Source organism: Arthrobacter sp. FW306-05-C, from assembly GCF_021801725.1.
In the GTDB taxonomy this organism is placed as follows: domain Bacteria; phylum Actinomycetota; class Actinomycetes; order Actinomycetales; family Micrococcaceae; genus Arthrobacter.
Genome location: NZ_CP084556.1, coordinates 729,812 through 753,849 on the forward strand (window position 1 = coordinate 729,812; position 24,038 = coordinate 753,849).

General features: G+C 63.2%; 12 protein-coding genes, 1 tRNA gene and 3 rRNA genes. 10 read left to right on the forward strand and 6 right to left on the reverse strand.

Annotated elements, in window-relative coordinates:
- From LFT44_RS03485 to LFT44_RS03505, 5 genes are all read left to right on the forward strand, one after another.
- Positions 1–3,693, forward strand: a complete 3,693-nt coding sequence (locus LFT44_RS03485; RefSeq protein ID WP_236801116.1) for a 1,4-alpha-glucan branching enzyme — start codon at positions 1–3, stop codon at positions 3,691–3,693.
- A 475-nt stretch (positions 3,694–4,168) separates the two neighbouring features.
- A 16S ribosomal RNA gene (locus LFT44_RS03490) occupies positions 4,169–5,691 on the forward strand.
- Between the two features lie 506 nt (positions 5,692–6,197).
- Positions 6,198–9,327: ribosomal RNA gene (locus LFT44_RS03495) — 23S ribosomal RNA — on the forward strand.
- Between the two features lie 168 nt (positions 9,328–9,495).
- Positions 9,496–9,612: ribosomal RNA gene (rrf, locus tag LFT44_RS03500) — 5S ribosomal RNA — on the forward strand.
- The 16S, 23S and 5S rRNA genes sit together here, the layout of an rRNA operon.
- A 279-nt stretch (positions 9,613–9,891) precedes the next feature.
- Positions 9,892–10,386, forward strand: a complete 495-nt coding sequence (locus tag LFT44_RS03505; RefSeq protein WP_236801117.1) for a hypothetical protein — start codon at positions 9,892–9,894, stop codon at positions 10,384–10,386.
- Positions 10,387–10,395: 9 nt separating this feature from the next.
- Here the strand turns inward: LFT44_RS03505 and LFT44_RS03510 are convergent, their stop codons facing one another.
- Positions 10,396–11,451, reverse strand: a complete 1,056-nt coding sequence (locus LFT44_RS03510) for a LacI family DNA-binding transcriptional regulator (RefSeq protein WP_236801118.1) — start codon at positions 11,449–11,451, stop codon at positions 10,396–10,398.
- A gap of 2 nt (positions 11,452–11,453) precedes the next feature.
- Entirely contained in the window at positions 11,454–13,199 is a 1,746-nt protein-coding gene (locus LFT44_RS03515) for a glycoside hydrolase family 13 protein (protein WP_373462195.1), read from the reverse strand.
- Positions 13,200–13,377: 178 nt separating this feature from the next.
- Between LFT44_RS03515 and LFT44_RS03520 the strand changes: the two genes are divergently transcribed.
- Positions 13,378–14,748: an FAD-binding oxidoreductase gene (locus tag LFT44_RS03520; protein WP_236801120.1), complete on the forward strand. Its 1,371-nt coding sequence runs from the start codon at positions 13,378–13,380 to the stop codon at positions 14,746–14,748.
- Positions 14,749–14,769: 21 nt separating this feature from the next.
- On the opposite strand, the gene LFT44_RS03525 is transcribed toward LFT44_RS03520, so the two are convergent.
- The 4 genes from LFT44_RS03525 to LFT44_RS03540 form a co-directional block, all read right to left on the reverse strand.
- Positions 14,770–16,188 carry a DUF4032 domain-containing protein gene (locus tag LFT44_RS03525; RefSeq protein ID WP_236801121.1) on the reverse strand — a complete coding sequence of 473 codons (1,419 nt, stop codon included), beginning with the start codon at positions 16,186–16,188 and terminating at the stop codon, positions 14,770–14,772.
- A 146-nt stretch (positions 16,189–16,334) separates the two neighbouring features.
- Complete coding sequence (locus LFT44_RS03530) at positions 16,335–17,417, reverse strand: ABC transporter ATP-binding protein (protein WP_236801122.1); 1,083 nt, start codon at positions 17,415–17,417, stop codon at positions 16,335–16,337.
- 216 nt (positions 17,418–17,633) lie between these two features.
- Positions 17,634–18,470 carry a trehalose-phosphatase gene (gene otsB / locus LFT44_RS03535; protein ID WP_236801123.1) on the reverse strand — a complete coding sequence of 279 codons (837 nt, stop codon included), beginning with the start codon at positions 18,468–18,470 and terminating at the stop codon, positions 17,634–17,636.
- On the reverse strand, positions 18,460–19,962 hold the full coding sequence (locus LFT44_RS03540; RefSeq protein WP_236801124.1) for an alpha,alpha-trehalose-phosphate synthase (UDP-forming): 1,503 nt from the start codon (positions 19,960–19,962) through the stop codon (positions 18,460–18,462). Before LFT44_RS03540 ends, otsB begins: the two co-directional genes overlap by 11 nt.
- 177 nt (positions 19,963–20,139) lie before the next feature.
- Here LFT44_RS03540 and LFT44_RS03545 point away from each other — a divergent pair, with 177 nt between their 5' ends.
- From LFT44_RS03545 to LFT44_RS03560, 4 genes are all read left to right on the forward strand, one after another.
- Positions 20,140–21,027 (forward strand): DsbA family protein, encoded by an 888-nt coding sequence (locus tag LFT44_RS03545; protein WP_236801125.1) that lies wholly within the window; start codon positions 20,140–20,142, stop codon positions 21,025–21,027.
- Positions 21,028–21,174: 147 nt separating this feature from the next.
- Positions 21,175–21,248 (forward strand) — tRNA-Thr (locus LFT44_RS03550).
- Between the two features lie 71 nt (positions 21,249–21,319).
- A complete protein-coding gene (locus tag LFT44_RS03555; RefSeq protein ID WP_236801126.1) occupies positions 21,320–21,745 on the forward strand; it encodes a ChaB family protein in 426 nt (141 codons plus the stop codon).
- A gap of 84 nt (positions 21,746–21,829) precedes the next feature.
- Positions 21,830–24,001 carry an elongation factor G-like protein EF-G2 gene (locus tag LFT44_RS03560; RefSeq protein ID WP_236801127.1) on the forward strand — a complete coding sequence of 724 codons (2,172 nt, stop codon included), beginning with the start codon at positions 21,830–21,832 and terminating at the stop codon, positions 23,999–24,001.
- Positions 24,002–24,038: the final 37 nt, after the last annotated feature.

Here is a 24,038-nt window from a genome sequence, read left to right on the forward strand (position 1 = left end):
ATGAACCAGCCAATCCTCACTCCCGCCCTCACCGCGCTGCTCAAGGAATGGCTGCCGCAGCAGCGGTGGTTTCCCGTCAAAACCCCCGATTTCGATGTCTCCCAGGCAGGCAGCCTGGGGCTGACCGACCCCAGCGGACATGCAGCACTGGCCGTGTTCCTGCTCAATGTCACCACGGAGGGGCCCGACGGCGGCGTACGGACGGCCGTGGTCCAGGTTCCCTTGAGCTTCCGGCCGGCACCGGCAGGCGGGATGGAGCGGGCCCTGGTGGGCAACGCGGCGGGAATGGATCCCACCCGCCCCTGGGTCTACGACGCAGTGCACGACCCCGACTTCGTGGGCGCGTGGTTGGAACTGATCCGGCAGGAGGAGAAAGCCGCCAGCGGCACCGCCAGGGGGTTCCGGGTTGACGGTCCTTACCGGCTGCCCACCGCCAAGGGCGTTGTGAAGGTGCTCTCCGGCGAGCAGTCCAACAGTTCCGTCATGGTGGACGACGGCGAATCGGCCGCCATGGTGAAATTCTTCCGGGTGCTTTCGGACGGCACCAACCCTGAGATTGAAGTGGGTGCCGCCCTAACGAAGGCCGGCACCGCCGAGGTCCCGGCCACCCTTGGCTGGGTCAGGGGGGAGTGGCTGGGGCAAGGAGCCGAGGGTAATGCCGGCTCCGGTACCAGGTATGTCCAGGGTGAGCTTGCCGTGGCCCACGAGTTCCTCGCCGGCGGCCGGGACGCCTGGCGCTTGGCGGTGGACGCCGCGCGCTCGGGCAGGGACTTTACGGCAGAAGCCCGGGCCCTTGGTGCGGCAACGGCTACGGTGCACAAGCGCCTGGCGGAGGCTTTGGGGCAATCAGCCCAGCCTGAACCCGGCAAGGAGGCAGGACCTGCCGTTGCCCAGCGTGTCCGCACCGCCTGGGCTGAAGCCCGTGCCGCCGTCGGGCCTTACGACGATGCCCTGAACGCGCTGCTGGCCAACTTGGACAAAACGCCGGCCGGGCCGCTGCAGCGCATCCACGGCGACCTGCACCTGGGCCAGATCCTCCTGGTGACCGGACAGTCCGGCGACGAGTCGCGGTGGGCCATCCTGGACTTCGAGGGTGAGCCGCTGCGGCCCATTGCCGAACGTAACGTCCCGGACGTCCCCCTGCGCGACGTCGTGGGGATGCTCCGGTCCTTCGACTACGCAGCCGGTGCAGCGCAGCGCGAACAGGACGGTGCGCAGGTCCCGGACACATGGGTGGACGACTGCGCCGATGCTTTCCTGGCAGGGTATGCCGGGGTCATTCCCGGCACGGTGGATCGGACCTCACCGCTGTTTGTGGCATTGTGGCTGGACAAGGCGCTGTACGAAGTTGTTTATGAAATGCGGAACAGGCCCGACTGGGTGGCGATTCCTGTAAACGCCTCCAGGCGGCTCCTGGGCAGTAATGGTGCCGGCGGCTCCGCCGGTGCAGCATCGGAAGGTAACAAAATGACAGGCTCAGCACGAACTGACCGCCCGGGGGTGCCCCTGCACGTGGATGAAGGCACTCTGGGCAGGATCGCGAACGGTGAACACCACGCCCCCCACTCCGTCCTGGGCGCGCACCTGGACGACCACGGCCATGTCACCATCCGGACCGTGAAGCACCTCGCCGAAGCAATCACCGTGGTCACCCAGGCCGGTGAAGTTCCCATGCAGCATGAGGCCCACGGCGTGTGGGTTGCGGTCCTGGAACCAGTGGAGCAGGGACACGTTCCGGATTACCGGCTCTCGGTGACATACCCGGGCAAGGAACCGGTGACGGTTGACGAGCCCTACCGCTACCTGCCAACCGTGGGTGAAGTGGACCTGCACCTCGTCGGCGAAGGCCGGCACGAGAAGCTGTGGAAGGTGCTCGGCGCCCACGTCCAGCACTACAAGTCATCGCTGGGCGACGTCAACGGTGTGTCGTTTGCCGTGTGGGCTCCCAATGCGCAGGCAGTCCGCGTCAAGGGCGACTTCAACGCGTGGGACGGCCGCGAGAACTCCATGCGCTCGCTGGGTTCCTCCGGTGTCTGGGAAGTTTTCATTCCCGGCGTTACGGCAGGGGCTTGCTACAAGTTTGAGATCCTGACACGGGGCGGCTACTGGGTTGAAAAGGCCGACCCCCTGGCGTTCGGCACCGAGGTTCCTCCGTTGACCGCGTCCCGGGTGGTGGAGCCGTCGTACGCCTTCAAGGACAAGGAATGGATGGAAGCGCGGGCCAACCGCGACCCCCACAACTCCGCCATGAGCGTCTACGAGGTGCACCTGGGATCCTGGCGCCTTGGCCTCGGCTACCGGGAGCTCGCCAAGGAACTGGTGGAGTACGTGAAGTGGCTCGGGTTCACCCACGTCGAATTCATGCCCGTCGCCGAGCACCCCTTCGGCGGTTCCTGGGGTTACCAGGTCACGTCCTACTACGCCCCCACGTCCAGGTTCGGCCACCCGGATGAGTTCCGCTACCTGGTGGACGCCCTCCACCAGGCCGGCATCGGCGTGCTGCTGGACTGGGTGCCGGCGCACTTCCCCAAGGATGCCTGGGCCCTGGCCCGGTTCGACGGGGAGCCGCTGTACGAGCACTCCGACCCCGCCTTGGGCGAACACCCCGACTGGGGCACCCTCATTTTCGATTTTGGCCGCTCCGAGGTCCGGAACTTCCTGGTGGCGAACGCACTCTACTGGCTGGAGGAGTTCCACATTGACGGCCTGCGCGTGGACGCGGTGGCCTCCATGCTCTACCTGGACTACTCCCGGCAGGAAGGCCAGTGGCGGCCCAACCGCTTCGGCGGCAGGGAGAACCTGGAAGCCATCTCCTTCCTGCAGGAAGTCAACGCTACCGTGTACAAGACCCACCCGGGCGCTGTCATGATCGCGGAAGAATCCACTGCGTTCCCCGGCGTTACCGCGCCCACCAGCCACGGCGGCCTGGGCTTCGGCCTGAAGTGGAACATGGGCTGGATGCACGATTCGCTCAAGTACATCTCCGAGGACCCCTACAACCGCAGGTGGCACCACGGCACGGTGACCTTCTCCCTGGTATATGCCTTCACGGAGAACTTCCTGCTGCCGATCAGCCACGACGAGGTAGTGCACGGCAAGGGCTCCATGCTCCGCAAGATGCCCGGCGACCGCTGGCAGCAGTTGGCCAACCTCCGCGCCTTCTTTGCCTACCAGTGGGCGCACCCCGGCAAGCAGCTCATTTTCATGGGCACCGAATTTGGCCAGGAGGCCGAATGGTCTGAGCAGCACGGCCTGGACTGGTGGCTCGCGGACATTCCTGCACACAGGGGACTGCAGTTGCTGACCAAGGACCTGAACGAGTTGTACGCATCCACTCCGGCCCTCTACACGCAGGACAACGTTCCCGCCGGGTTCCAGTGGATCAACGGCGGCGATGCAGACCGGAACGTCCTGTCCTTCATCCGGTGGGATGCCGACGGCAACCCGGTCGTGTGCGCTATCAACTTCTCCGGCGCCCCACATGTTGGCTACACCCTCGGCGTCCCGTCGGCCGGCGCCTGGACCGAGGTCCTCAACACGGACCACACCACGTACGGCGGATCGGGCGTCCTAAACGAAGGCGAACTGAAGGCAACCGACCATGGACAGGACGGCCAGCCGGCCACCTTGACCGTTACGCTGCCGCCGCTTGGTGCGTCCTACTTCAAGCCGGGAGCAGCATCGGCTGAGTGATCCGGCCCGGCTTTGGACAAGCCGGTTCTGAGTGAGCGAAAGGCCCGGAATCCGCGTGATTCCGGGCCTTTCAGCTGCTTGGGGGACGTCCGTCCAGGGTGGAGTGGCAATCCCGGAAGAGTGGTGGTACAGTTTATTTCCGCGCTGCTCCACGGAGTCAGACGGAAAACACGATCCCCTAAAAGCTTATGCTGAGGATGGTCGCGGACGCCGGTTTGACACGCAGGATGCCAGCGGGTAAGTTTGAAAAGTTGCTCCGGAGCGATCCTGAACGTTGGTTTGGGTGGTGCCGGGTGTGTCTGTTGTTTGAGAACTCAATAGTGTGCCAAGTTTGTTGATACCGATTATGTAATGTGATTGGTTGATTGTGCTGTGCCGCCACCCCGTGGTGTGCATGGTGTTTTTGGCTGGTTTCAAATTTTGTGCAGCCGTGGTCGCCGTTATTTCCGGTGGTTGTGGTTGTGTCTGTTTGTTTTCAACGGAGAGTTTGATCCTGGCTCAGGATGAACGCTGGCGGCGTGCTTAACACATGCAAGTCGAACGATGATGCCAGCTTGCTGGTGGATTAGTGGCGAACGGGTGAGTAACACGTGAGTAACCTGCCCTTGACTCTGGGATAAGCCTGGGAAACTGGGTCTAATACCGGATATGACTGATCATCGCATGGTGGTTGGTGGAAAGCTTTTGTGGTTTTGGATGGACTCGCGGCCTATCAGCTTGTTGGTGGGGTAATGGCCTACCAAGGCGACGACGGGTAGCCGGCCTGAGAGGGTGACCGGCCACACTGGGACTGAGACACGGCCCAGACTCCTACGGGAGGCAGCAGTGGGGAATATTGCACAATGGGCGAAAGCCTGATGCAGCGACGCCGCGTGAGGGATGACGGCCTTCGGGTTGTAAACCTCTTTCAGTAGGGAAGAAGCGTAAGTGACGGTACCTGCAGAAGAAGCGCCGGCTAACTACGTGCCAGCAGCCGCGGTAATACGTAGGGCGCAAGCGTTATCCGGAATTATTGGGCGTAAAGAGCTCGTAGGCGGTTTGTCGCGTCTGCCGTGAAAGTCCGGGGCTCAACTCCGGATCTGCGGTGGGTACGGGCAGACTAGAGTGATGTAGGGGAGACTGGAATTCCTGGTGTAGCGGTGAAATGCGCAGATATCAGGAGGAACACCGATGGCGAAGGCAGGTCTCTGGGCATTAACTGACGCTGAGGAGCGAAAGCATGGGGAGCGAACAGGATTAGATACCCTGGTAGTCCATGCCGTAAACGTTGGGCACTAGGTGTGGGGGACATTCCACGTTTTCCGCGCCGTAGCTAACGCATTAAGTGCCCCGCCTGGGGAGTACGGCCGCAAGGCTAAAACTCAAAGGAATTGACGGGGGCCCGCACAAGCGGCGGAGCATGCGGATTAATTCGATGCAACGCGAAGAACCTTACCAAGGCTTGACATGAACCAGACCGGGCTGGAAACAGTCCTTCCCCTTTGGGGTTGGTTTACAGGTGGTGCATGGTTGTCGTCAGCTCGTGTCGTGAGATGTTGGGTTAAGTCCCGCAACGAGCGCAACCCTCGTTCCATGTTGCCAGCGGGTAGTGCCGGGGACTCATGGGAGACTGCCGGGGTCAACTCGGAGGAAGGTGGGGACGACGTCAAATCATCATGCCCCTTATGTCTTGGGCTTCACGCATGCTACAATGGCCGGTACAAAGGGTTGCGATACTGTGAGGTGGAGCTAATCCCAAAAAGCCGGTCTCAGTTCGGATTGGGGTCTGCAACTCGACCCCATGAAGTCGGAGTCGCTAGTAATCGCAGATCAGCAACGCTGCGGTGAATACGTTCCCGGGCCTTGTACACACCGCCCGTCAAGTCACGAAAGTTGGTAACACCCGAAGCCGGTGGCCTAACCCCTTGTGGGAGGGAGCTGTCGAAGGTGGGACTGGCGATTGGGACTAAGTCGTAACAAGGTAGCCGTACCGGAAGGTGCGGCTGGATCACCTCCTTTCTAAGGAGCACCTACAATGATCCGTCGCCAATGCATGTTGGTGGTGGGTGTGTTGTCAGGAGTAAAGGCCCGTTGCACGGACGACTGTTCCGTGGCGGGTGCTCAAGGGTGGAATATCAACAAATAGCGGCTGTCTGGTCTTTTGGTCTTCTTTAGTACGAACCCTGGTGGTTCTGGAACGGTGGGCCGGGGGTTTGCCGGGTGGTTTAGTGTTTGGCACACTGTTGGGTCCTGAGACAACAGGACCGGGGAGGCTTTCGGGTCTTGCCGGGTTTGTTTGTTTCTGGTTTCCCTGCCATGACGTTCCTGCACGTGTTTGACTCCTTTTTTTGGGGGGTTGTGTGTGGGGTGTGTGGTGTGGGGTTGTTGTTTGAGAACTACATAGTGGACGCGAGCATCTTGTATAAGAAGCAATTTCCAAGATTATGAACCTGGATCTGGTTCGTGTGCCTTTGGGTGCGCGGGACAGTTTCTGTGGTTCTCTCGAAAATGTTTTTGATCTTTGTGGTCAAGTTTTTAAGAGCACACGGTGGATGCCTTGGCATTAGGAGCCGAAGAAGGACGTAGGAATCTGCGATAAGCCTGGGGGAGTCGATAACCGGACTGTGATCCCAGGGTGTCCGAATGGGGAAACCCCGCCAGGGGCGTGAGTTGCCTGGTGACCCGTACCTGAACACATAGGGTGCGTGGGGGGAACGCGGGGAAGTGAAACATCTCAGTACCCGCAGGAAGAGAAAACAATAGTGATTCCGTTAGTAGTGGCGAGCGAACGCGGATCAGGCTAAACCGTTCCATGTGTGATAGCCGGCGGGCGTTGCATGGTCGGGGTTGTGGGACTTTCCATACCAGTTCTGCCGGGCTGGTGGGGTGTGATGTGCGCGCATAGGTGAACGGTTTTGAAAGGCCGGCCAGAGAGGGTGTTAGTCCCGTAACCGTAATGTGTTTGTACCGCCTGTGAGAGTATCCCAAGTAGTACGGGGCCCGAGAAATCCCGTGCGAATCTGTCAGGACCACCTGATAAGCCTAAATACTCCCTAATGACCGATAGCGGACCAGTACCGTGAGGGAAAGGTGAAAAGTACCCCGGGAGGGGAGTGAAACAGTACCTGAAACCGTGTGCTTACAATCCGTCGGAGCCAGTCTGATTCTGGTGACGGCGTGCCTTTTGAAGAATGAGCCTGCGAGTTAGTGTTACGTCGCGAGGTTAACCCGTGTGGGGCAGCCGTAGCGAAAGCGAGTCTGAATAGGGCGTGTGAGTGGCGTGATCTAGACCCGAAGCGAAGTGATCTACCCATGGCCAGGTTGAAGCGACGGTAAGACGTCGTGGAGGACCGAACCCACTTCAGTTGAAAATGGAGGGGATGAGCTGTGGGTAGGGGTGAAAGGCCAATCAAACTTCGTGATAGCTGGTTCTCCCCGAAATGCATTTAGGTGCAGCGTTGCGTGTTTCTTGCTGGAGGTAGAGCTACTGGATGGCTAATGGGCCCTACAAGGTTACTGACGTCAGCCAAACTCCGAATGCCGGTAAGTGAGAGCGCAGCAGTGAGACTGTGGGGGATAAGCTTCATAGTCGAGAGGGAAACAGCCCAGACCACCAACTAAGGCCCCTAAGCGTGTGCTAAGTGGGAAAGGATGTGGAGTTGCCCAGACAACCAGGAGGTTGGCTTAGAAGCAGCCACCCTTAAAAGAGTGCGTAATAGCTCACTGGTCAAGTGATTCCGCGCCGACAATGTAGCGGGGCTCAAGTACACCGCCGAAGTTGTGGCATTCACATATTGTCCTAGCCTTCGTGGTTCAGGAGTGTGGATGGGTAGGGGAGCGTCGTGTGGGCGGTGAAGCTGCGGTGTAAACCAGTGGTGGAGCCTACACGAGTGAGAATGCAGGCATGAGTAGCGAAAGACGGGTGAGAAACCCGTCCGCCGAATGATCAAGGGTTCCAGGGTCAAGCTAATCTGCCCTGGGTAAGTCGGGACCTAAGGCGAGGCCGACAGGCGTAGTCGATGGACAACGGGTTGATATTCCCGTACCGGCGAAAAACCGCCCATGCTGAGCGGGGGATACTAACTGCCCGAAACCTGCCTGACACCCCTTGTGGGTGAAGGGTTTTGGTGGAGCGCAGGACCTGATCCCGGGAGGCAAGCGTATTAACAGGTGTGACGCAGGAAGGTAGCCGAGCCGGGCGATGGTTGTCCCGGTCTAAGGATGTAGGGCGAATGGTAGGCAAATCCGCCATTCATATGGCCTGAGATCTGATGGGACCCCCGTATGGGGGGATTTGGTGATCCTATGCTGCCGAGAAAAGCATCGACGCGAGGTTTTAGCCGCCCGTACCCCAAACCGACACAGGTGATCAGGTAGAGAATACCAAGGCGATCGAGAGAATTATGGTTAAGGAACTCGGCAAAATGCCCCCGTAACTTCGGGAGAAGGGGGGCCCCAACCTTGAACACCACATCGCTGGTGGGAGGGGATCGGGGCCGCAGAGACCAGGGGGAAGCGACTGTTTACTAAAAACACAGGTCCGTGCGAAGTCGCAAGACGATGTATACGGACTGACTCCTGCCCGGTGCTGGAAGGTTAAGAGGACCGGTTAGCCGCAAGGCGAAGCTGAGAATTTAAGCCCCAGTAAACGGCGGTGGTAACTATAACCATCCTAAGGTAGCGAAATTCCTTGTCGGGTAAGTTCCGACCTGCACGAATGGAGTAACGACTTCCCCGCTGTCTCAACCATAAACTCGGCGAAATTGCAGTACGAGTAAAGATGCTCGTTACGCGCAGCAGGACGGAAAGACCCCGAGACCTTTACTATAGTTTGGTATTGGTGTTCGGAGTGGCTTGTGTAGGATAGGTGGGAGACGTTGAAGCCCGGACGCCAGTTCGGGTGGAGTCATCGTTGAAATACCACTCTGGTCACTTTGGACATCTAACTTCGGCCCGTAATCCGGGTCAGGGACAGTGCCTGATGGGTAGTTTAACTGGGGCGGTTGCCTCCTAAAAAGTAACGGAGGCGCCCAAAGGTTCCCTCAGCCTGGTTGGCAATCAGGTGTCGAGTGTAAGTGCACAAGGGAGCTTGACTGTGAGAGAGACATCTCGAGCAGGGACGAAAGTCGGGACTAGTGATCCGGCGGTACATTGTGGAATGGCCGTCGCTCAACGGATAAAAGGTACCTCGGGGATAACAGGCTGATCTTGCCCAAGAGTCCATATCGACGGCATGGTTTGGCACCTCGATGTCGGCTCGTCGCATCCTGGGGCTGGAGTAGGTCCCAAGGGTTGGGCTGTTCGCCCATTAAAGCGGTACGCGAGCTGGGTTTAGAACGTCGTGAGACAGTTCGGTCCCTATCCGCTGCGCGCGCAGGAAATTTGAGAAGGGCTGTCCTTAGTACGAGAGGACCGGGACGGACGAACCTCTGGTGTGTCAGTTGTACTGCCAAGTGCACCGCTGATTAGCTACGTTCGGATGGGATAACCGCTGAAAGCATCTAAGCGGGAAGCTCGCTTCAAGATGAGATTTCCATACACCCTCGGGTGTGAGAGGCCCCCAGCCAGACCACTGGGTTGATAGGCCGGATGTGGAAGCGAGGACTAACGACTCGTGAAGCTGACCGGTACTAATAGGCCAACAACTTACACCACACAGAACATACAAAACTCTGCTTGCGTCCACTATGTGGTTCCCAACCAACAACCCCCAACACGGGTCGATGGCACGGAACCAACAACTGAATACAACAACACCACCAATGTTGTAACCACAAAGTCTTCCCACCCCCGGCAACACCAGGGGGGTTCGGGTGAAAAGGTTACGGCGGTCATAGCGTGGGGGAAACGCCCGGTCCCATTCCGAACCCGGAAGCTAAGACCCACAGCGCCGATGGTACTGCACCCGGGAGGGTGTGGGAGAGTAGGTCACCGCCGGAACATCATTAACTGGTCGAGGCCCCAACCACACGGTTGGGGCCTCCCACATTTAACAACCAAAAAGGGTACCGGGGACGGCCCCCAGAAACGCCCGACCGGCCAGCTCCCTCCAAACCTGGTTGCTCCATCACTGAGGGCACCCACCCCCCGATAACAACCACAACTGACAGAACAACACCACAACCCACCCGCGCGTTCGGGGGAGAACCCGCCAGAAGCGAGCCGGCGCCGGGGGAGCGGCAGGAGCTGATGGGGGCATCGCGGGTAGGATGGTCCCTCATGAGCAGCATCTTCAGCCACGCCCAGGATCCTTTCGAAGAAGCCGGGCGGCCAGCAGCTGACCCCCTGGAACCTGTGGTGAACACAATGGTTGTTCCAGGGCCAGTCGCCCGCGCGTTCGCTGGCTTTACCGACCACGCCCACCTGTGGTGGCCCTTGGAACAGCATGGGGTGTATGGCGCCGCTTCTTACGTGGAGTTCGAAGAAAACCTGATTCTCGAGACAGCTGACGACGGCCGCACCACCATCTGGGGAACCCTTGATGACTGGCAGCCGCCCCTGTCATTCCATGCCACCTGGCACCCCGGCACCACAGCCCTTTGGTCCACCGAGCTCCTGGTAGTGTTCCGCGCGGTGGAAACGGGTACGGAGGTCCGCGTCTTCCACGAGGGCTGGGAGGGCGCTGAGGACCCCGCAGCAGCGCGGCGGAAATATGAGGAAGCTTGGCCGCTCATCCTCGAGAGGTTTGCCCGGTTCATGGGCAGCGCAGCCTGAACTTCCTGCCTAAGCGCGCTGTCTGGCAGCCTCTGGCGGGACAGCTGTACTGGTCCGGATAACGAACTCCGTGGGGAACTCCTGGTCCTGTGCTGCGGCCGCTGCCGTGCCGCCGTCGGAGTCCCCGCCCGGCTTTTCGAGCAAAGCCAAGGCAGTCGCGGCCGCCAATCGGCCCTGCCCCCGCGGATCCTGGTTGACGGTGGTGAGTCCAAAAGTTTCGGCGAGTTCGTGCCCGTCGATCCCGACGACGGAGAGGTCCTGCGGAACCTGCAGTCCAAAGTCGCAGGCGGCAAGCATGATGCCCACGGCCATCTCGTCTGAGGCAGCGAAAACTGCGGTAGGGCGTTCGGAGCTGGTGCCCAGCAGCCGGCGGCCCGCCGCATACGCACCCTGGATGGTGAAGTCGGCGGTCGCGTTCCACTCGGGCCTTATCGTCAGCCCGGCTGCAGCCATGGCGGAGGCGAAACCCTTCTGGCGCAGCTGCGGGAGCTTGAAGTCGCGGTTCAACTCCCCGTATCCAGTAATGTGGGCGATCCTGCTGTGGCCCAGCCCAATCAGATGGCGGGTGGCGAGGGCAGCCAGCCCCTCGTCGTCAATCCTGATCGTTGACGCTCCCCGCAGCGCACCGCCGATGCCCACGATGGGGCGGTGCACTGCCAGCAGCTGTTGGATCTCGTCCTCGCTGAGTACCAGCGCCACGGCAATGACGGCGTCCAGGCGTTTTCTGAGCAGGAAGTCGTTCAGGATGCTGCTGCGTCGCTCGGGCTGCTCGCCCACGTTGTACAGGGTCAAGTCGTAGCCCGCGTCCAGCAGGGTCTCCGAAACGCCTTCCAGCACGGAGGAGAAGTACCAGCGCTGCACGTTGGGCACCACCAGCCCGATATTGTGGTTGCGCCCGGACGCCAGGCTGGACGCGTGGTAGGAAGGGACGAAGCTGAGTTCCCGGGCCGCCTCCTGTGCAAGCCGGCGGCTCTTTGCCGAGACGTTCGTCTTGCCGCTCAGTGCCCTCGAGACTGTTGCCACTGACAGGCCAGCCCGGCTGGCAACCTCTTTGATACCTGCCATGGTCAATCTGCGATGGTGAAGTCCGGTCCAAGCTGTATCCATGCGGTCTCGCCGGAGGCAAGGGCATGGGCGGTCTCCGTGGGGAGGCTGCGGATCAGCACGTGGCCTGCCGGCATCTGCAGCGGCTCATGGTTCAGGTTCATGAGGACCAGCGTAGTGCCGTTCAGGTAGCCCAGGGAGGACCCCGTGCACCAGTCTTCCGCCCAGGACAATGAGCCCCTGCCCAGGTCCAGCTGCCGGCGGTGCTCCAGGGCATCACGGTACAGGGAGAGGTGGGACGACGGTGATTTTGCCTGCAGATCCCGCGCCAGTGACCCGAAGGAGGCTGGAATGGGCAGCCACGGATCTTCACCCGAACCAAAGCCGAGGTGCCGGTCACCAGCGCGCCATGGCAAGGGCACCCGGCAGCCGTCGCGCCCAAGCCGCTGTCCGGCGGTCCGGCCGAATGTCGGATCCTGGCGGAGGTGGCCCGGGATGTCGATGCCGTCCGGCAAGCCCAGCTCTTCCCCCTGGTACAGGTATGCGGCACCCGGCAGCCCAAGCATGAACAGTGAGGCGGCGGCAGCGCGGCGACGGCCCAGTGCTTCGTCCGGCTGGGGGTCTGCGGAACCAATGCCGTCCCCGTCCCGTGGACCCTGGCCGTTGTAGCCAAAACGGGTGGCATGGCGGACAACATCGTGGTTGGAAAGCACCCAGGTGCTCGGGGCACCAACACCGTCCAGGACCGTCAGCGAGTCGGTGATGACAGAACGCAGCCGGTACACGTCCAGGCCCGCGTGGAGATAAGGGAAGTTGAACGCCTGGTGCATCTCGTCGGGCCGAACCCAGTGTGCCAGCCGCTGCAGGTCGACACTTGCCTCGGCGCAGAGAATCCGGTCCGGCCCGTATTCGTCCAGGACCAGCCGCCACTTCCGGTAAATGTCGTGGACGCCGGGCTGCCCGAACATCGGTGCCTCGTGGCCGGGGTACCCATCGCTGCTGCCGCCGTCAGCGCGTCCCCCCCATTCCGGGAGGCCCGGCGCTTTGACCAGGGCGTGGGCCACGTCCACCCGGAAACCAGAGACGCCGCGGTCCAGCCAGAAGCGGAGCACCCGCTCGAACTCCGCATGGACGCCGGGGTTGTCCCAGTTGAAGTCCGGCTGGGAGGAATCAAAGAGGTGCAGGTACCACTGACCGGGTTGGCCGTCGGGCCCCAGCACTCGCGTCCAGGCGGGCCCGCCAAAGTGTGACTGCCAGTTATTCGGCGGTTCCTGTCCGTCCGGCCCGGTTCCGTCCCGGAAGATGAACATGTCCCGCTCCGGGCTTTCGGCCGGTGCTGCAAGGGCCGCTTGGAATGCAGGATGCTGGTCCGAACAGTGGTTTGGCACCAGATCCACGATCACCCGCAGGCCCAGCCGGTGCGATTCAGCCATCATGACGTCGAAATCGCCGAGCGTGCCAAAGATGGGGTCCACGTCGCAGTAGTCACTGACGTCGTAACCGGCATCGCGCTGTGGGGAACGGAAGAAGGGGGACAGCCAGACGGCGTCGACGCCCAGGTCCGCAAGATGCGGCAGTTCCTCAGTAATACCGGCCAGGTCGCCCACGCCGTCGCCGTTCAGGTCCCGAAACGACCGGGGGTAGACCTGGTAGATCACGGCGGAGCGCCACCAGCCCGGAGCCGGATCGGCGGCGTGGATGAGGGTGAGTGGGCCAGCGGAGGTGGAAGTGTCGTGGCTCACAGTTTCGACTGACATGGAAGTCAGCATAACCACGTGCGGTGATTTAATGAAAACGCTTCCATCTTTGTTTCCTTGCAACGCGTGACCGTCTTCTCCACCATTCACGGAAAGGAACTGGAAGCGGTTGCGGTACAGGGTAGTTCGGAGTCATGCCAAAACCGCGTCCTAGACTGGGAAGATATGTCCGACGACGGATGGAGGCTTTGTGGGAAGCATCGTTGACGAACTGGAAGCGGTCCTGGCTCCGGGGCAGCTGGATGTGAGCGAGGTGTCGCTCCGCCGGTATGCGATCGACCAGGCGCCGGTCATTGACTTCCAGCTTCCCCTGGCCGTGGTGTTCCCGGAATCGGTGGCCGATGTCCAAGCTGCGGTGAAGGTGTGCGCCGGCAGCGGGGTGCCCATCGTGCCCCGCGGCGCCGGTACCGGGGTGTCCGGCGGCGCCCACGCCACGAATAACTGCATCATCCTGTCGTTGGAGCGGATGGACCGTATCCTTGCGCTGAACCCCGACGACGAAACAGCCGTCGTCGAGCCCGGCGTAGTCAACGCCGTCCTCAACGAGGCGGCCGCAGGGCACGGCCTCATGTATGCTCCGGATCCGGCCAGTTTCCGCAGCTCCACCATTGGCGGCAATGTGGCCACCAACGCAGGTGGCCTGCGTTGCGCCAAGTACGGCGTCACAAGGGACTCCGTCCTGGCGCTGGATGTCGTCCTTTCTGACGGGTCGCTCATCCATACCGGCCACCAAACCTTCAAAGGCGTGGCGGGCTATGATCTCACGAGCCTGTTCGTCGGGTCCGAAGGAACCCTGGGCATCGTCGTCGGCATCACCGTGCGGCTGAAGTACCTGCCCGGGGAAGTCCACACCGTGGCGGCCTTCTACCCGGACTTCCGGATGGCTGCTGCGGGAGTCCTGGCCGTAGGCAGGGCACGCGTCCAGCCCGCCATCATGGAGCTGCTCGACGGCGGGACGCTGGCCCAGCTCGATGAGATCCACGGCTCTGACCTCAGCACCCGTGGAAAATCCCTGCTGCTGATCCAGACGGACGGGTTCGGAGCTGCCGCGGAGGCCGACGTGGTGCGCCAAGTCCTGCGCGATGGCGGTGCTACCGTAACCACCGAGGCAAGCTCCGAGGCTGAGCGGCTGGTGGAGCTCCGGAGGCACAGCAGGGGCACCGAGGTGGACGATGAGTACCGCGTCGGTGAAGACGTGGCTGTTCCCCGGTCCCGGCTGGTGGACTATGTGGCAGCCCTTGAAGCCATGGCTGCGGAACAGCAGGTGCACCTCAAAGTGGTGGCACACGCCGGCGACGGCAACCTCCACCCCACGTTCTGGATCGACCGGCAGGGGGCAACCGTGGACGCGGGCGCCATGCAGCGGCTGCAGGCGGCGCTGGACGAGTCGATCACTGCGGCCCTGGCCATGGGCGGCACTATCACCGGGGAGCACGGTGTAGGCCAGTACAAGCTCCGGTGGCTGGGCCAGGAGCAGCCGGAACCTATCCGGGAACTCCAGCGCAGGATCAAGGACCTGTTCGATCCCGCCGGGATCCTCAACCCCGGAAAGGCCATCTAGGACCCGGTCATCCGCAGTTAGTCAGTCGTCCGAGTCCGGGTATTCGTCCGCGGATTCGTCGGCCCCGTAGCGGGACTCCTCGTTTTCCACCTCGAGGATCTTCAGCAGCTCGGTGTCCGGGTTGAGCATGATGGCGGCCTCGTCCCGCCGGTGCCGCAGGATCGAGTCGATGTAGGACTGCACGGCCTCTGCCAGCGGAATGTGGCGCTCCTGCTTCTCCGACATGTACCACCGGTGCTCCAGGACCTCATGCACCACCTCGGCGTGCTCGAGCTTGCCGGAGAGGTCCCTCGGGATGGAGCGCACGATCGGCTCGAAGATCTGGCTCACCCAAAGGTGGGCGCTGTATTCCTCGTCCATCTCCGGGTTGTTGTCGGCCCGGAACGAGTCCATGTCATTGAGGAGGCGGCGGGCCTGGTTCTCCTGCGCATCCAGGCCCGTGAGCCGCAGGAGCCGCCGCTGGTGGTGTCCCGCGTCCACCACCTTGGGCTGCAGCTGGATGGTGGAGCCGTTCTGGGTGGTCTTGATGGCGTACTCCTCGACGTCGAAGCCGAGTTCGTTCAGCCGCCGGATGCGGGCGCCCACGCGCCAACGCTCGCCGAGCTCAAAGGATTCCTTCTCGGTCAGCTCAGCCCACAGCCGCCGGTAGCTGTCCATGATCAGCTCGCTGGTGGCCACCGGGTCCACCTTTTCCTCGATAAGCCCGCCGTCCAGCAGGTCCATCAGCTCGCCCGCGATGTTCACGCGGGCAATCTCCAGGTCGTATTCACGCTGGCCGGTGGAGAGGTCCGGGTAGAGCTCACCGGTTTCAGCGTCCACCAGGTACGCGGCGAAAGCACCGGCATCGCGGCGGAACAGGGTGTTGGACAACGAGACGTCGCCCCAGTAGAAGCCGATGAGGTGCAACCGCACCATGAGCAGTGCCTGCGCGTCGATGAGGCGGGTGAGGGTGTCCTTGCGAAGCATCTGGGAAAAGAGCGCGCGGTAGGGCATGGAGAACTTCAGGTGGCGGGTCACGAGCACCGGGTTGAGTGGGCGCCCGTCGGGGGTAGTGCGCCCCGTGATCACTGCCACCGGCTCCACGCACGGGACGTCCAGACGGGCGAGTTTGCGGAGCATGTGGTATTCGTGGCGGGCCACGTGCTCGGAGGTTTCCTTGATGGCGATCACGGAGCCGCCCAGGTGCGCGAACCGCACGATGTGCCGGGAGATGCCGCGGGGCAGTGCAGCCAGGTACTCTGCCGGCCACTCCTCCAAGGCGATATGCCATGGCAGGTCCAGCAGTTCGGGATCAGCCGCCGCGGCCGTGATGTTCAGCGATGAAGCTACCGAGGCCGCCTTGTTGTCATCGGCGCTGGCTGCCACGAACCGGGGCAGCTTGCCGATCTGCGCGTAGTCGGTGGGTTCGTCGTGCCACTGGGCGCTGTATTCCTCGGTCATGGCTCAATTCTTCCGTACTCGGGGCAGGGCGGCTAAATCCCATGCAGGCATGGGTTAAAGGCCGACGGCGGCCCGCCAGTAAGGAGGGCCGCCGTCAGTTGCGTGCGTGGGATGGGCCCACGCAGGCTAGGGAACGGTGGGGAGGACTAGTCGCCGAGGCGCAGGCCGGTCTTGGTGTCGAACAGGTGCACGTGGCCCGACTGCGGACGGACGTAGATGACCTCGCCCTTCATCGGAGGACGGCGGCCATCGACGCGGGCCACGATGTCGTGGTCCTTACCATCAAGGGTGGTGTGGCCGTAGACGTAGGCGTCGGCGCCGAGTTCTTCGACGACGTCGACCTCCACCTTCAGGCCTTCACCGTGCGGAGCGGTTTCCAGGTCCTCGGGACGGCTGCCCAGGGTGACCGTGGAGCCGTGGGCCTCTTCGAGGACGTCCCGCGGCACGGGGTAGACGGTGCCGCCGAACTGCACGCCGCCGTCGACTACGGGGAGTTCCAGCAGGTTCATGGCGGGGGAGCCGATGAAGCCGGCAACGAAGACGTTCTTGGGGCGGTCGTAGAGGTTGCGCGGGGTGTCAACCTGCTGCAGCAGGCCGTCCTTCAGCACGGCGACGCGGTCGCCCATGGTCATGGCCTCCACCTGGTCGTGCGTCACATAAACGGTGGTAACGCCCAGGCGGCGGGTCAGGGATGCGATCTGGGTGCGGGTCTGGACGCGGAGCTTGGCGTCAAGGTTGGACAGCGGCTCATCCATGAGGAAGACCTGCGGGTTACGGACGATTGCGCGGCCCATGGCAACACGCTGGCGCTGGCCGCCGGAGAGTGCCTTCGGCTTGCGGTCCAGGTACTGCTCGAGGTCAAGGAGCTTTGCGGCTTCGCGGACGCGCTCGGCGCGCTCTTCCTTGGAGACGCCGGCGATCTTGAGGGCGAAGCCCATGTTGTCGGCCACAGTCATGTGCGGGTACAACGCGTAGTTCTGGAAAACCATCGCGATGTCGCGGTCCTTCGGGGGAACATCGGTGACATCGCGGTCGCCGATCAGGATGCGGCCTGCGTTGACGTCCTCGAGGCCTGCCAACATGCGCAGGGAGGTGGACTTGCCGCAACCGGAGGGTCCAACGAGGACCAGGAATTCGCCATCGGCGATGTCGATGTTGAGCTTATCGACGGCGGGCTTTTCGGTGCCCGGGTACAGACGCGTAGCGTTGTCAAAAGTAACTGTAGCCACAGTTATCAATCCCTTCACCGGCAGGTACGTGCCGGACGATCCGTTGTGAATGGTTCATTTTTATTCAGTTTTGTTCCTGCAAAATGCTCCGCGGCTTCCGCGGAGCATCGAGTGACGCCGCACGCTTGTTGTGCGCCACATCACACAAAGAGTATGCCAGAGGTTGCTCTTTTTAGCGTAAATGTTACGAACGTCACAACTCTTGCTGACCGTCCCTTAACCGGAGGCCGCCTGGGGGTCTTCTTCAGCCACGGCGATGCTCCGCTCCTGGAGCAGTGCTTCCAGCAGCTCTGCCACGTGGAGAGGAGCCTCCACCCGGTACTGGGCCTGGGTGAAATCGAGGCCGACCTTGACCCCGACATCGCTGGGTTCGAGCCTGCCAAAGGCGTCCTCGTCCGTGACGTCATCGCCTGCGAACAGCACAGCGGTGGCCCCCGTTGCCTGCCTCAGGAAAGCAACGCCTTCGCCCTTGGAGGCGTGAACCACCGAGGTCTCCAGGACGCGCTTGCCCTCTTTCAAAAACACGCCCCTGCGGTCCTGCAGAACCGACTTGGCAGCTGACACTGCGTCCTCCGCCACGTCGTCCGGGGCTTGGCGGGTGTGCAGGACGACGCCGGCAGGCTTGTACTCCAGGGAGGTGCCGGGAGCGTGGGCCACGATGTCCGCCAACTCGGCCCGCACTTCTTCCAGGAGCGCTTTTTGGTCCTCTTCCAAAGAAAGTTCCGTGGAGCCTGGGCCCAGCCACGCTTCGGCGCCGTGGCTGCCGATCAGCAGCGTGTCCACCGGCGGGGACGCAACCTCCCGCAGGCTGGCGAGGGCGCGGCCCGAGATGAGTGCCGTCGTCGTGCGTGGAAGCACGGCGAGGCCCGCAAACGCTGCGGCTGAACGCGGAAGCGGCCGGGCATCCGGTGCACGGTCCACGATCGGCGCCATGGTGCCGTCAAAATCCATGGCCACCAGCAGGTGCTCCGTCCGGGCGATCCGGCGCAGGGCTTCCCGGAGTTCGGGAGTGAGCGCCAGGGGTGCCCTGGTGCCGCGGCCGTCAGGAGTCATCGCGGACCACCTTTTCGTTCAGCGCGTTCAGGAAATCGGCGGACCAGTGGTCAACGTCGTGGTCCAGGATCTGCCGGCGCATGGACCGCATACGCCGGGCGGCTTCGCGGGGGCTGAGTTCGACGGCGGTCATGATGGTGTTCTTGAGGCCGGCGATATCGTGCGGGTTGATCAGCAGGGCCTGCTTGAGCTGGTCTGCTGCGCCGGCGAATTCGCTCAGCACCAGGGCGCCGTCGTTGTTGTTGCGGGCGGTGACGTATTCCTTGGCGACGAGGTTCATCCCGTCCCGCAGGGCGGTGACCAGCATGACGTCAGCCGCCAGGTACAGCGCCACCATCTCCTCCACCGGGTAGCTGTGGTGCAGGTAGCGGACCGCCGTGTTTTCGATTGTGTCGTAGGTGCCGTTGATATGGCCCACAGTGCCCTCGACCTCCTCACGGAGGAGACGGTACTGTTCCACGCGCTCGCGGCTGGGGGAGGCCACCTGGATCAGGGTCGCATCGCCCACGGTGAGGCGGCCGTCCGCCAGGAGTTCCTCGAAGGCCTTCAGCCGGTGCCGGATGCCCTTGGTGTAGTCCAGCCGGTCCACCCCGAGCAGGATGGTCTTGGGGTTGCCCATGTCCTGCCGGATCTGCCGGGCACGTTCGATGATGTCGGGCCTGGCGGCCAGCTCGCTGATCTGCTTGACGTCGATGGAGATGGGGAAGGCCTGTGCGCGGGCAATGTGCGTCAGTTGGCCGTTGTGGTCCTTGACGTGCACCTGCTGCTGCTTGACGCTGGCACCCAGGAAACGGCGGGCGGAGCGCATGAAGTTGCCGGCATCGCTGACGCGCTGGAAGCCCACCAGGTCGGCGCCGAGCAGGCCGTCGATGATGGCCTGGCGCCACGGGAGCTGGGCGAAGATTTCCGGCGGCGGGAACGGGATGTGGTTGAAGAATCCGATGCGCAGATCTGGCCGGGCCTCGCGGAGCATCCGGGGAACCAGCTGCAGCTGGTAGTCCTGGACCCAGATAGTGGCGCCCTGGTCGGCGTGGCGGACGACGGCGTCGGCGAACCTGCGGTTGACCTTGCGGTAGGCGTCCCACCAGGTGCGGTGGAACTCCGGTGGGGCGATGACGTCGTGGTACAGCGGCCAGAGGGTGGCGTTGGAGAAGCCTTCGTAGTACAGCTCCACGTCGTCGGTGCTGAGCTGGACCGGGACCAGGTCCATGCCGCCGTGGCTGAACGGCTTCACGGTTTCGTCCGGTGCTCCATGCCAGCCGACCCACGCGCCGTCGGTCTTGGTCATCATGGGCGCCAGCGCGGTCACCAGGCCGCCGGGGGACCGGCGCCAACCGGAGCCGTCGTCGCTGTCGTCGCCCGGCGCCACGCGGTCCACAGGCAGTCTGTTGGAGACCACCATGAAGTCGTACTTCGTATGGCCGGCGTGGCTGGAACCGGATCCGCCGGCCGTTGCTGTGCGGGCGGGTTTTTCCTGGACGGGTGTTTGCATTGCGGCCCCCTGGGGTTGCTTGTGCCTCTAAGCCACCCTAGCCGGACGGAATCATCGGGGCTATTCGTCCGTTGGTCAAGCCGAAGGAATAGTTGAACCCGCAAGCCATCAGCTTTCTCCCCTAAAATGTTGGGGTGCCACGAAGTGGTCCCCTACGTCGACCGACCCAAGGAACTCATGAGCCCCGCAAACGAAGTACGTAAGTCCAAGGCTGAGCGAACGGCGGAGGCGCGCGAAAAAGCGCGCCTGATCCGGGAAGCCCAGGCAAAGAAGGACAAGCGCAACAAGCTGCTGATCGGCTGGGGCATCGTGGCGGCGGTGGTGGCCATCCTGGTGGTCGTGGGCCTGGTGGTTGCCGGCAACATCCAGCGGAATGCCCCGATCGCGGACCAGGGACCCACTCCTGCCAACGCCAACGCCCACGGCGGCGTGACGCTACTGGCCAACAATGAGGTAGCCAAGACGGAGCCGGCCACCGTGGACGCCAGTTCCCTGGGTGATGCTCCGAAGACTCCCCCCGCCCAGGTGGTGGCCCCCGGTGCAGAGGCTGAGGCCGGAAAACCGGTCAAGGTGGTCCTGTACATCGACTTCATCTGCCCGGTCTGCAAGAACTTCGAAACGCAGTACAACGACCAGCTCACCACGCTGCGAAACGATGGCAAGATCACCGTCGAGTACCGCGCGCTTGGATTCCTGGACAGCCGGTCCACCACCAACTACTCGTCCCGTGCCGCTAACGCTGCAGCCTGTGTGGCCAACACGGCCCCGGAAAAGTACTCCGACTACTTCAACGCCCTGTTCGCCCAGCAGCCCGCAGAGGGCAGCGCCGGCCTGTCCGACAACGACCTGAAGAAGATGGCGTCCGACATGGGCGTGAACATCAACTCCTGCGTGGATGACAAAACCTACCGCCCGTTCGTGAAGTTCACGACGAAGGAAGCGTCCGCCATCGGCGTTACCGGTACGCCCACCGTCTTCGTGGACGGCAAGCAGTGGGGCAAGGGAGACAGCGCCCAGACGCCGTTCCCCGACTTCCTGCAGGCCGCCATCGCCGCCAAGGGCTAGGAATCACAGCACTGGCAGGGGCCCGTTCCGGAACGTTTCCGGGGCGGGCCCCTGCCTTTCGGGCAACACCTGCAGCAGCGTTTTTACGCCCGGCGGGAGTTGGGCTAACCTTATCTAGCGCCTTCGCGCGCATGCCCCCAGGGGCGCGCCTCCTTAGCTCAGTTGGCCAGAGCACCGCTCTTGTAAAGCGGGGGTCGTCGGTTCGAATCCGACAGGGGGCTCAATGCAACCTCCGGGTCTAAGCTGGATCCATCCAAATGATCAGCGTGCTGACTAAAGGAGGATGGGTGACATGCCCAAGACCGGCAAGAACGACCATGCCCGCAAGGAAGAGCTCCCCTCGACCCTGCAGCGTTCTGACCAAAAGGCCCAGGACACCTTCGCCAAGACCTACGATTCCGCCCTTGAGTCCTATGACCAGGACGAACAACGGGCCGCGCGTGCAGCGTATGCCTCGCTGAAGCACAGCTACGAGAAAGTGGGCGACCACTGGGAGCCCAAGGAAAAACGCGGCCCGTCGGACAAGCGCGCGGAACAGGGCATCCGTTCGTCGGAACCCACCGCCGGCGGCGTGGACGCCAACGCTTCGAAGGATCACCTCTACAAGCTGGCCAAGGAATTGGATGTCAAGGGCCGTTCGAAGATGGACAAGGACGAGTTGGTGAAGGCACTCCAGAAGGCCAACGACGCAGCCACCCGCAAAGCCCGCAGTAAATAGCCTTCGCTCTTGCCGTCCCGCCGTCCAAGGTGTCGAATCGAAGGACACGTTCGGTCCGGTCGGCAATGATGCCAGGAGGTTCCAATGTCGGTGAAGAGCACCAAGGAGTCAGCGCGGGCGGCAGGCGGCAGGAACGGGCCTGATGCCAGGCGTGCCGACCAGGCCGGCGGCATCGCGGCGCAGGACCCGGCCCGCATCCGGAACGTGGCGCTGGTGGGACACTCCGGCGCAGGGAAGACCATGTTGATCGAGGCCCTGCTCGCAGCCAACGGCATGATCACCCGCAAAGGCTCCATCGCGGACGGGTCGACAGTCAGCGACTCGGACCCCGCGGCAGTGCACCAGCAGCGGTCCGTCACGCTGTCCCTGGTGCCGCTGATGCTGGATGACGTCAAGGTGAACCTCCTGGACACTCCGGGCTACCCGGACTTCATCGGTGAGCTGCGGGCGGGCCTCCGGGCTTCGGATGCCGCACTCTTCGTGGTCTCCGCCGTCGACGGAATCGACGCAACCACCACCGCCCTGTGGGGCGAGTGCGCGCACATGGGGCTGCCACGCGCCGTCGTCATCACCCGGGTGGACCATCCGCGCGCAAATTACGACGCCGCCCTTGCCGCCTGCCAGAGGGCGTTCGGCGAGGGCGTCCTCCCGCTGTACGTCCCGGTGCGGTCAGGAGGCGGGATTACCGGCCTGTTGGGCCTGCTGTCGCAGCAGGTGACGGACTACTCCGCCGAAGAGGCAGCACCTGAAGCCCGTCCGGCAGCGGCCGATGAACGCGCGGAGGCCGGGGCTGCCAGGGGCACGCTCATCGAGGGCATCATTGCCGAAAGCGAAGATGAGTCGCTGATGGACCGCTACCTGGAAGGCGAGGACATGGACACCGCGGTGCTGGCCGCCGACCTGGAAACCGCCGTGGCCCGCGGCTCGTTCTTTCCCGTGCTGCCCACGTCTGCCGTCACCGGCCTTGGCACCGCGGAACTGCTGGACCTGCTGGTCCGCGCCTTCCCGCCTCCGGTGGAACGCAGCCTGCCGGACGCCGCCGACCTGTCCGGCCAAGCGGCCGGACGCCTGGCCTGCGATCCTTCCGGTCCGCTCGCCGCCGAAGTGGTGCGCACCTCCAACGACCCCTTCCTGGGCCGTATCTGCCTGGTGCGGGTCTTCTCAGGGACGCTGCGCGAGGACTCGCCCGTCCATGTAGGTGGCCACGGTCTGGCTGACCGTGGCCACCAGGACCACGACACCGATGAACGCGTCACCCATATCTACTCCCCGCTGGGAGCCACCCTGCGGCCCGTTCCCTACTGCGTGGCGGGGGACATGTGCGCGTTGGCGAAACTCGGCAGCGCCGAAACCGGGGACACCATCTCCAGTCGGGAAAACCCGCTCCTGCTGGCCACCTGGGAGATGCCGGAGCCGCTGCTGCCGGTCGCGGTGGAGGCCGACTCCCGCAGCGACGAGGACGCCCTGGCCCGCAGCCTGGGCAGGATCGCGGCGGGAGACCCAACCCTCCGTGTGGACCGGAACACCGAAACGCACCAGCTGGTGCTGTGGTGCATGGGCGAGGCGCACGCCGAAGTGGTCCTTGACCGGCTGCGCGAACAGGGCGTGAAGCTGCATACCGTGGCCGTGGTGACGCCGCTGCGGGAGACCTTCGCAGCCGCCGCCGCCGGCCATGGCCGGCATGTCAAACAGTCCGGCGGCCACGGCCAGTACGCCGTGTGCGACATCGAGGTGGAGCCGCTGGATCGCGGCGGCGGGTTCGAGTTCGTGGACAAGACGGTGGGTGGAGTCATCCCGGGAACGTTCATCCCATCCATTGAGAAGGGGGTGCGGGCGCAAATGGAGAAGGGGGTCTCTGCGGGATTTCCTGTGGTGGACGTGCGCGTGACCCTCACGGGCGGCAAGGCCCACAGCGTGGATTCATCCGATGCGGCGTTCCAGGCGGCGGGGGCCCTTGCGCTCCGGGAGGCGGCGGCCGCGGGTAAGGTCCAGCTGCTGGAACCCGTGTCCTCCGTGTCCATCACGGTTGCCGACGAACACGTCGGCTCCGTGATGAGCGATCTGTTCGGCCGTCGGGGGCGCCTTACCGGCACCACCTCGTCGGGGGAGGGGCTCACGGAGATCAGCGCGGAGGTTCCGGACCAGGAACTCCTGCGGTATGCCGTGGAACTGCGGGCCCTGACCGCCGGCACCGGTCGGTTCCGCCGGCAGTACCTGCGGCACGAGCCGGTACCGCCGAACTTCAGCCCATCCTGATCCGGTCCGGACAGGAAGAATGATGCGGGGCGCCGCC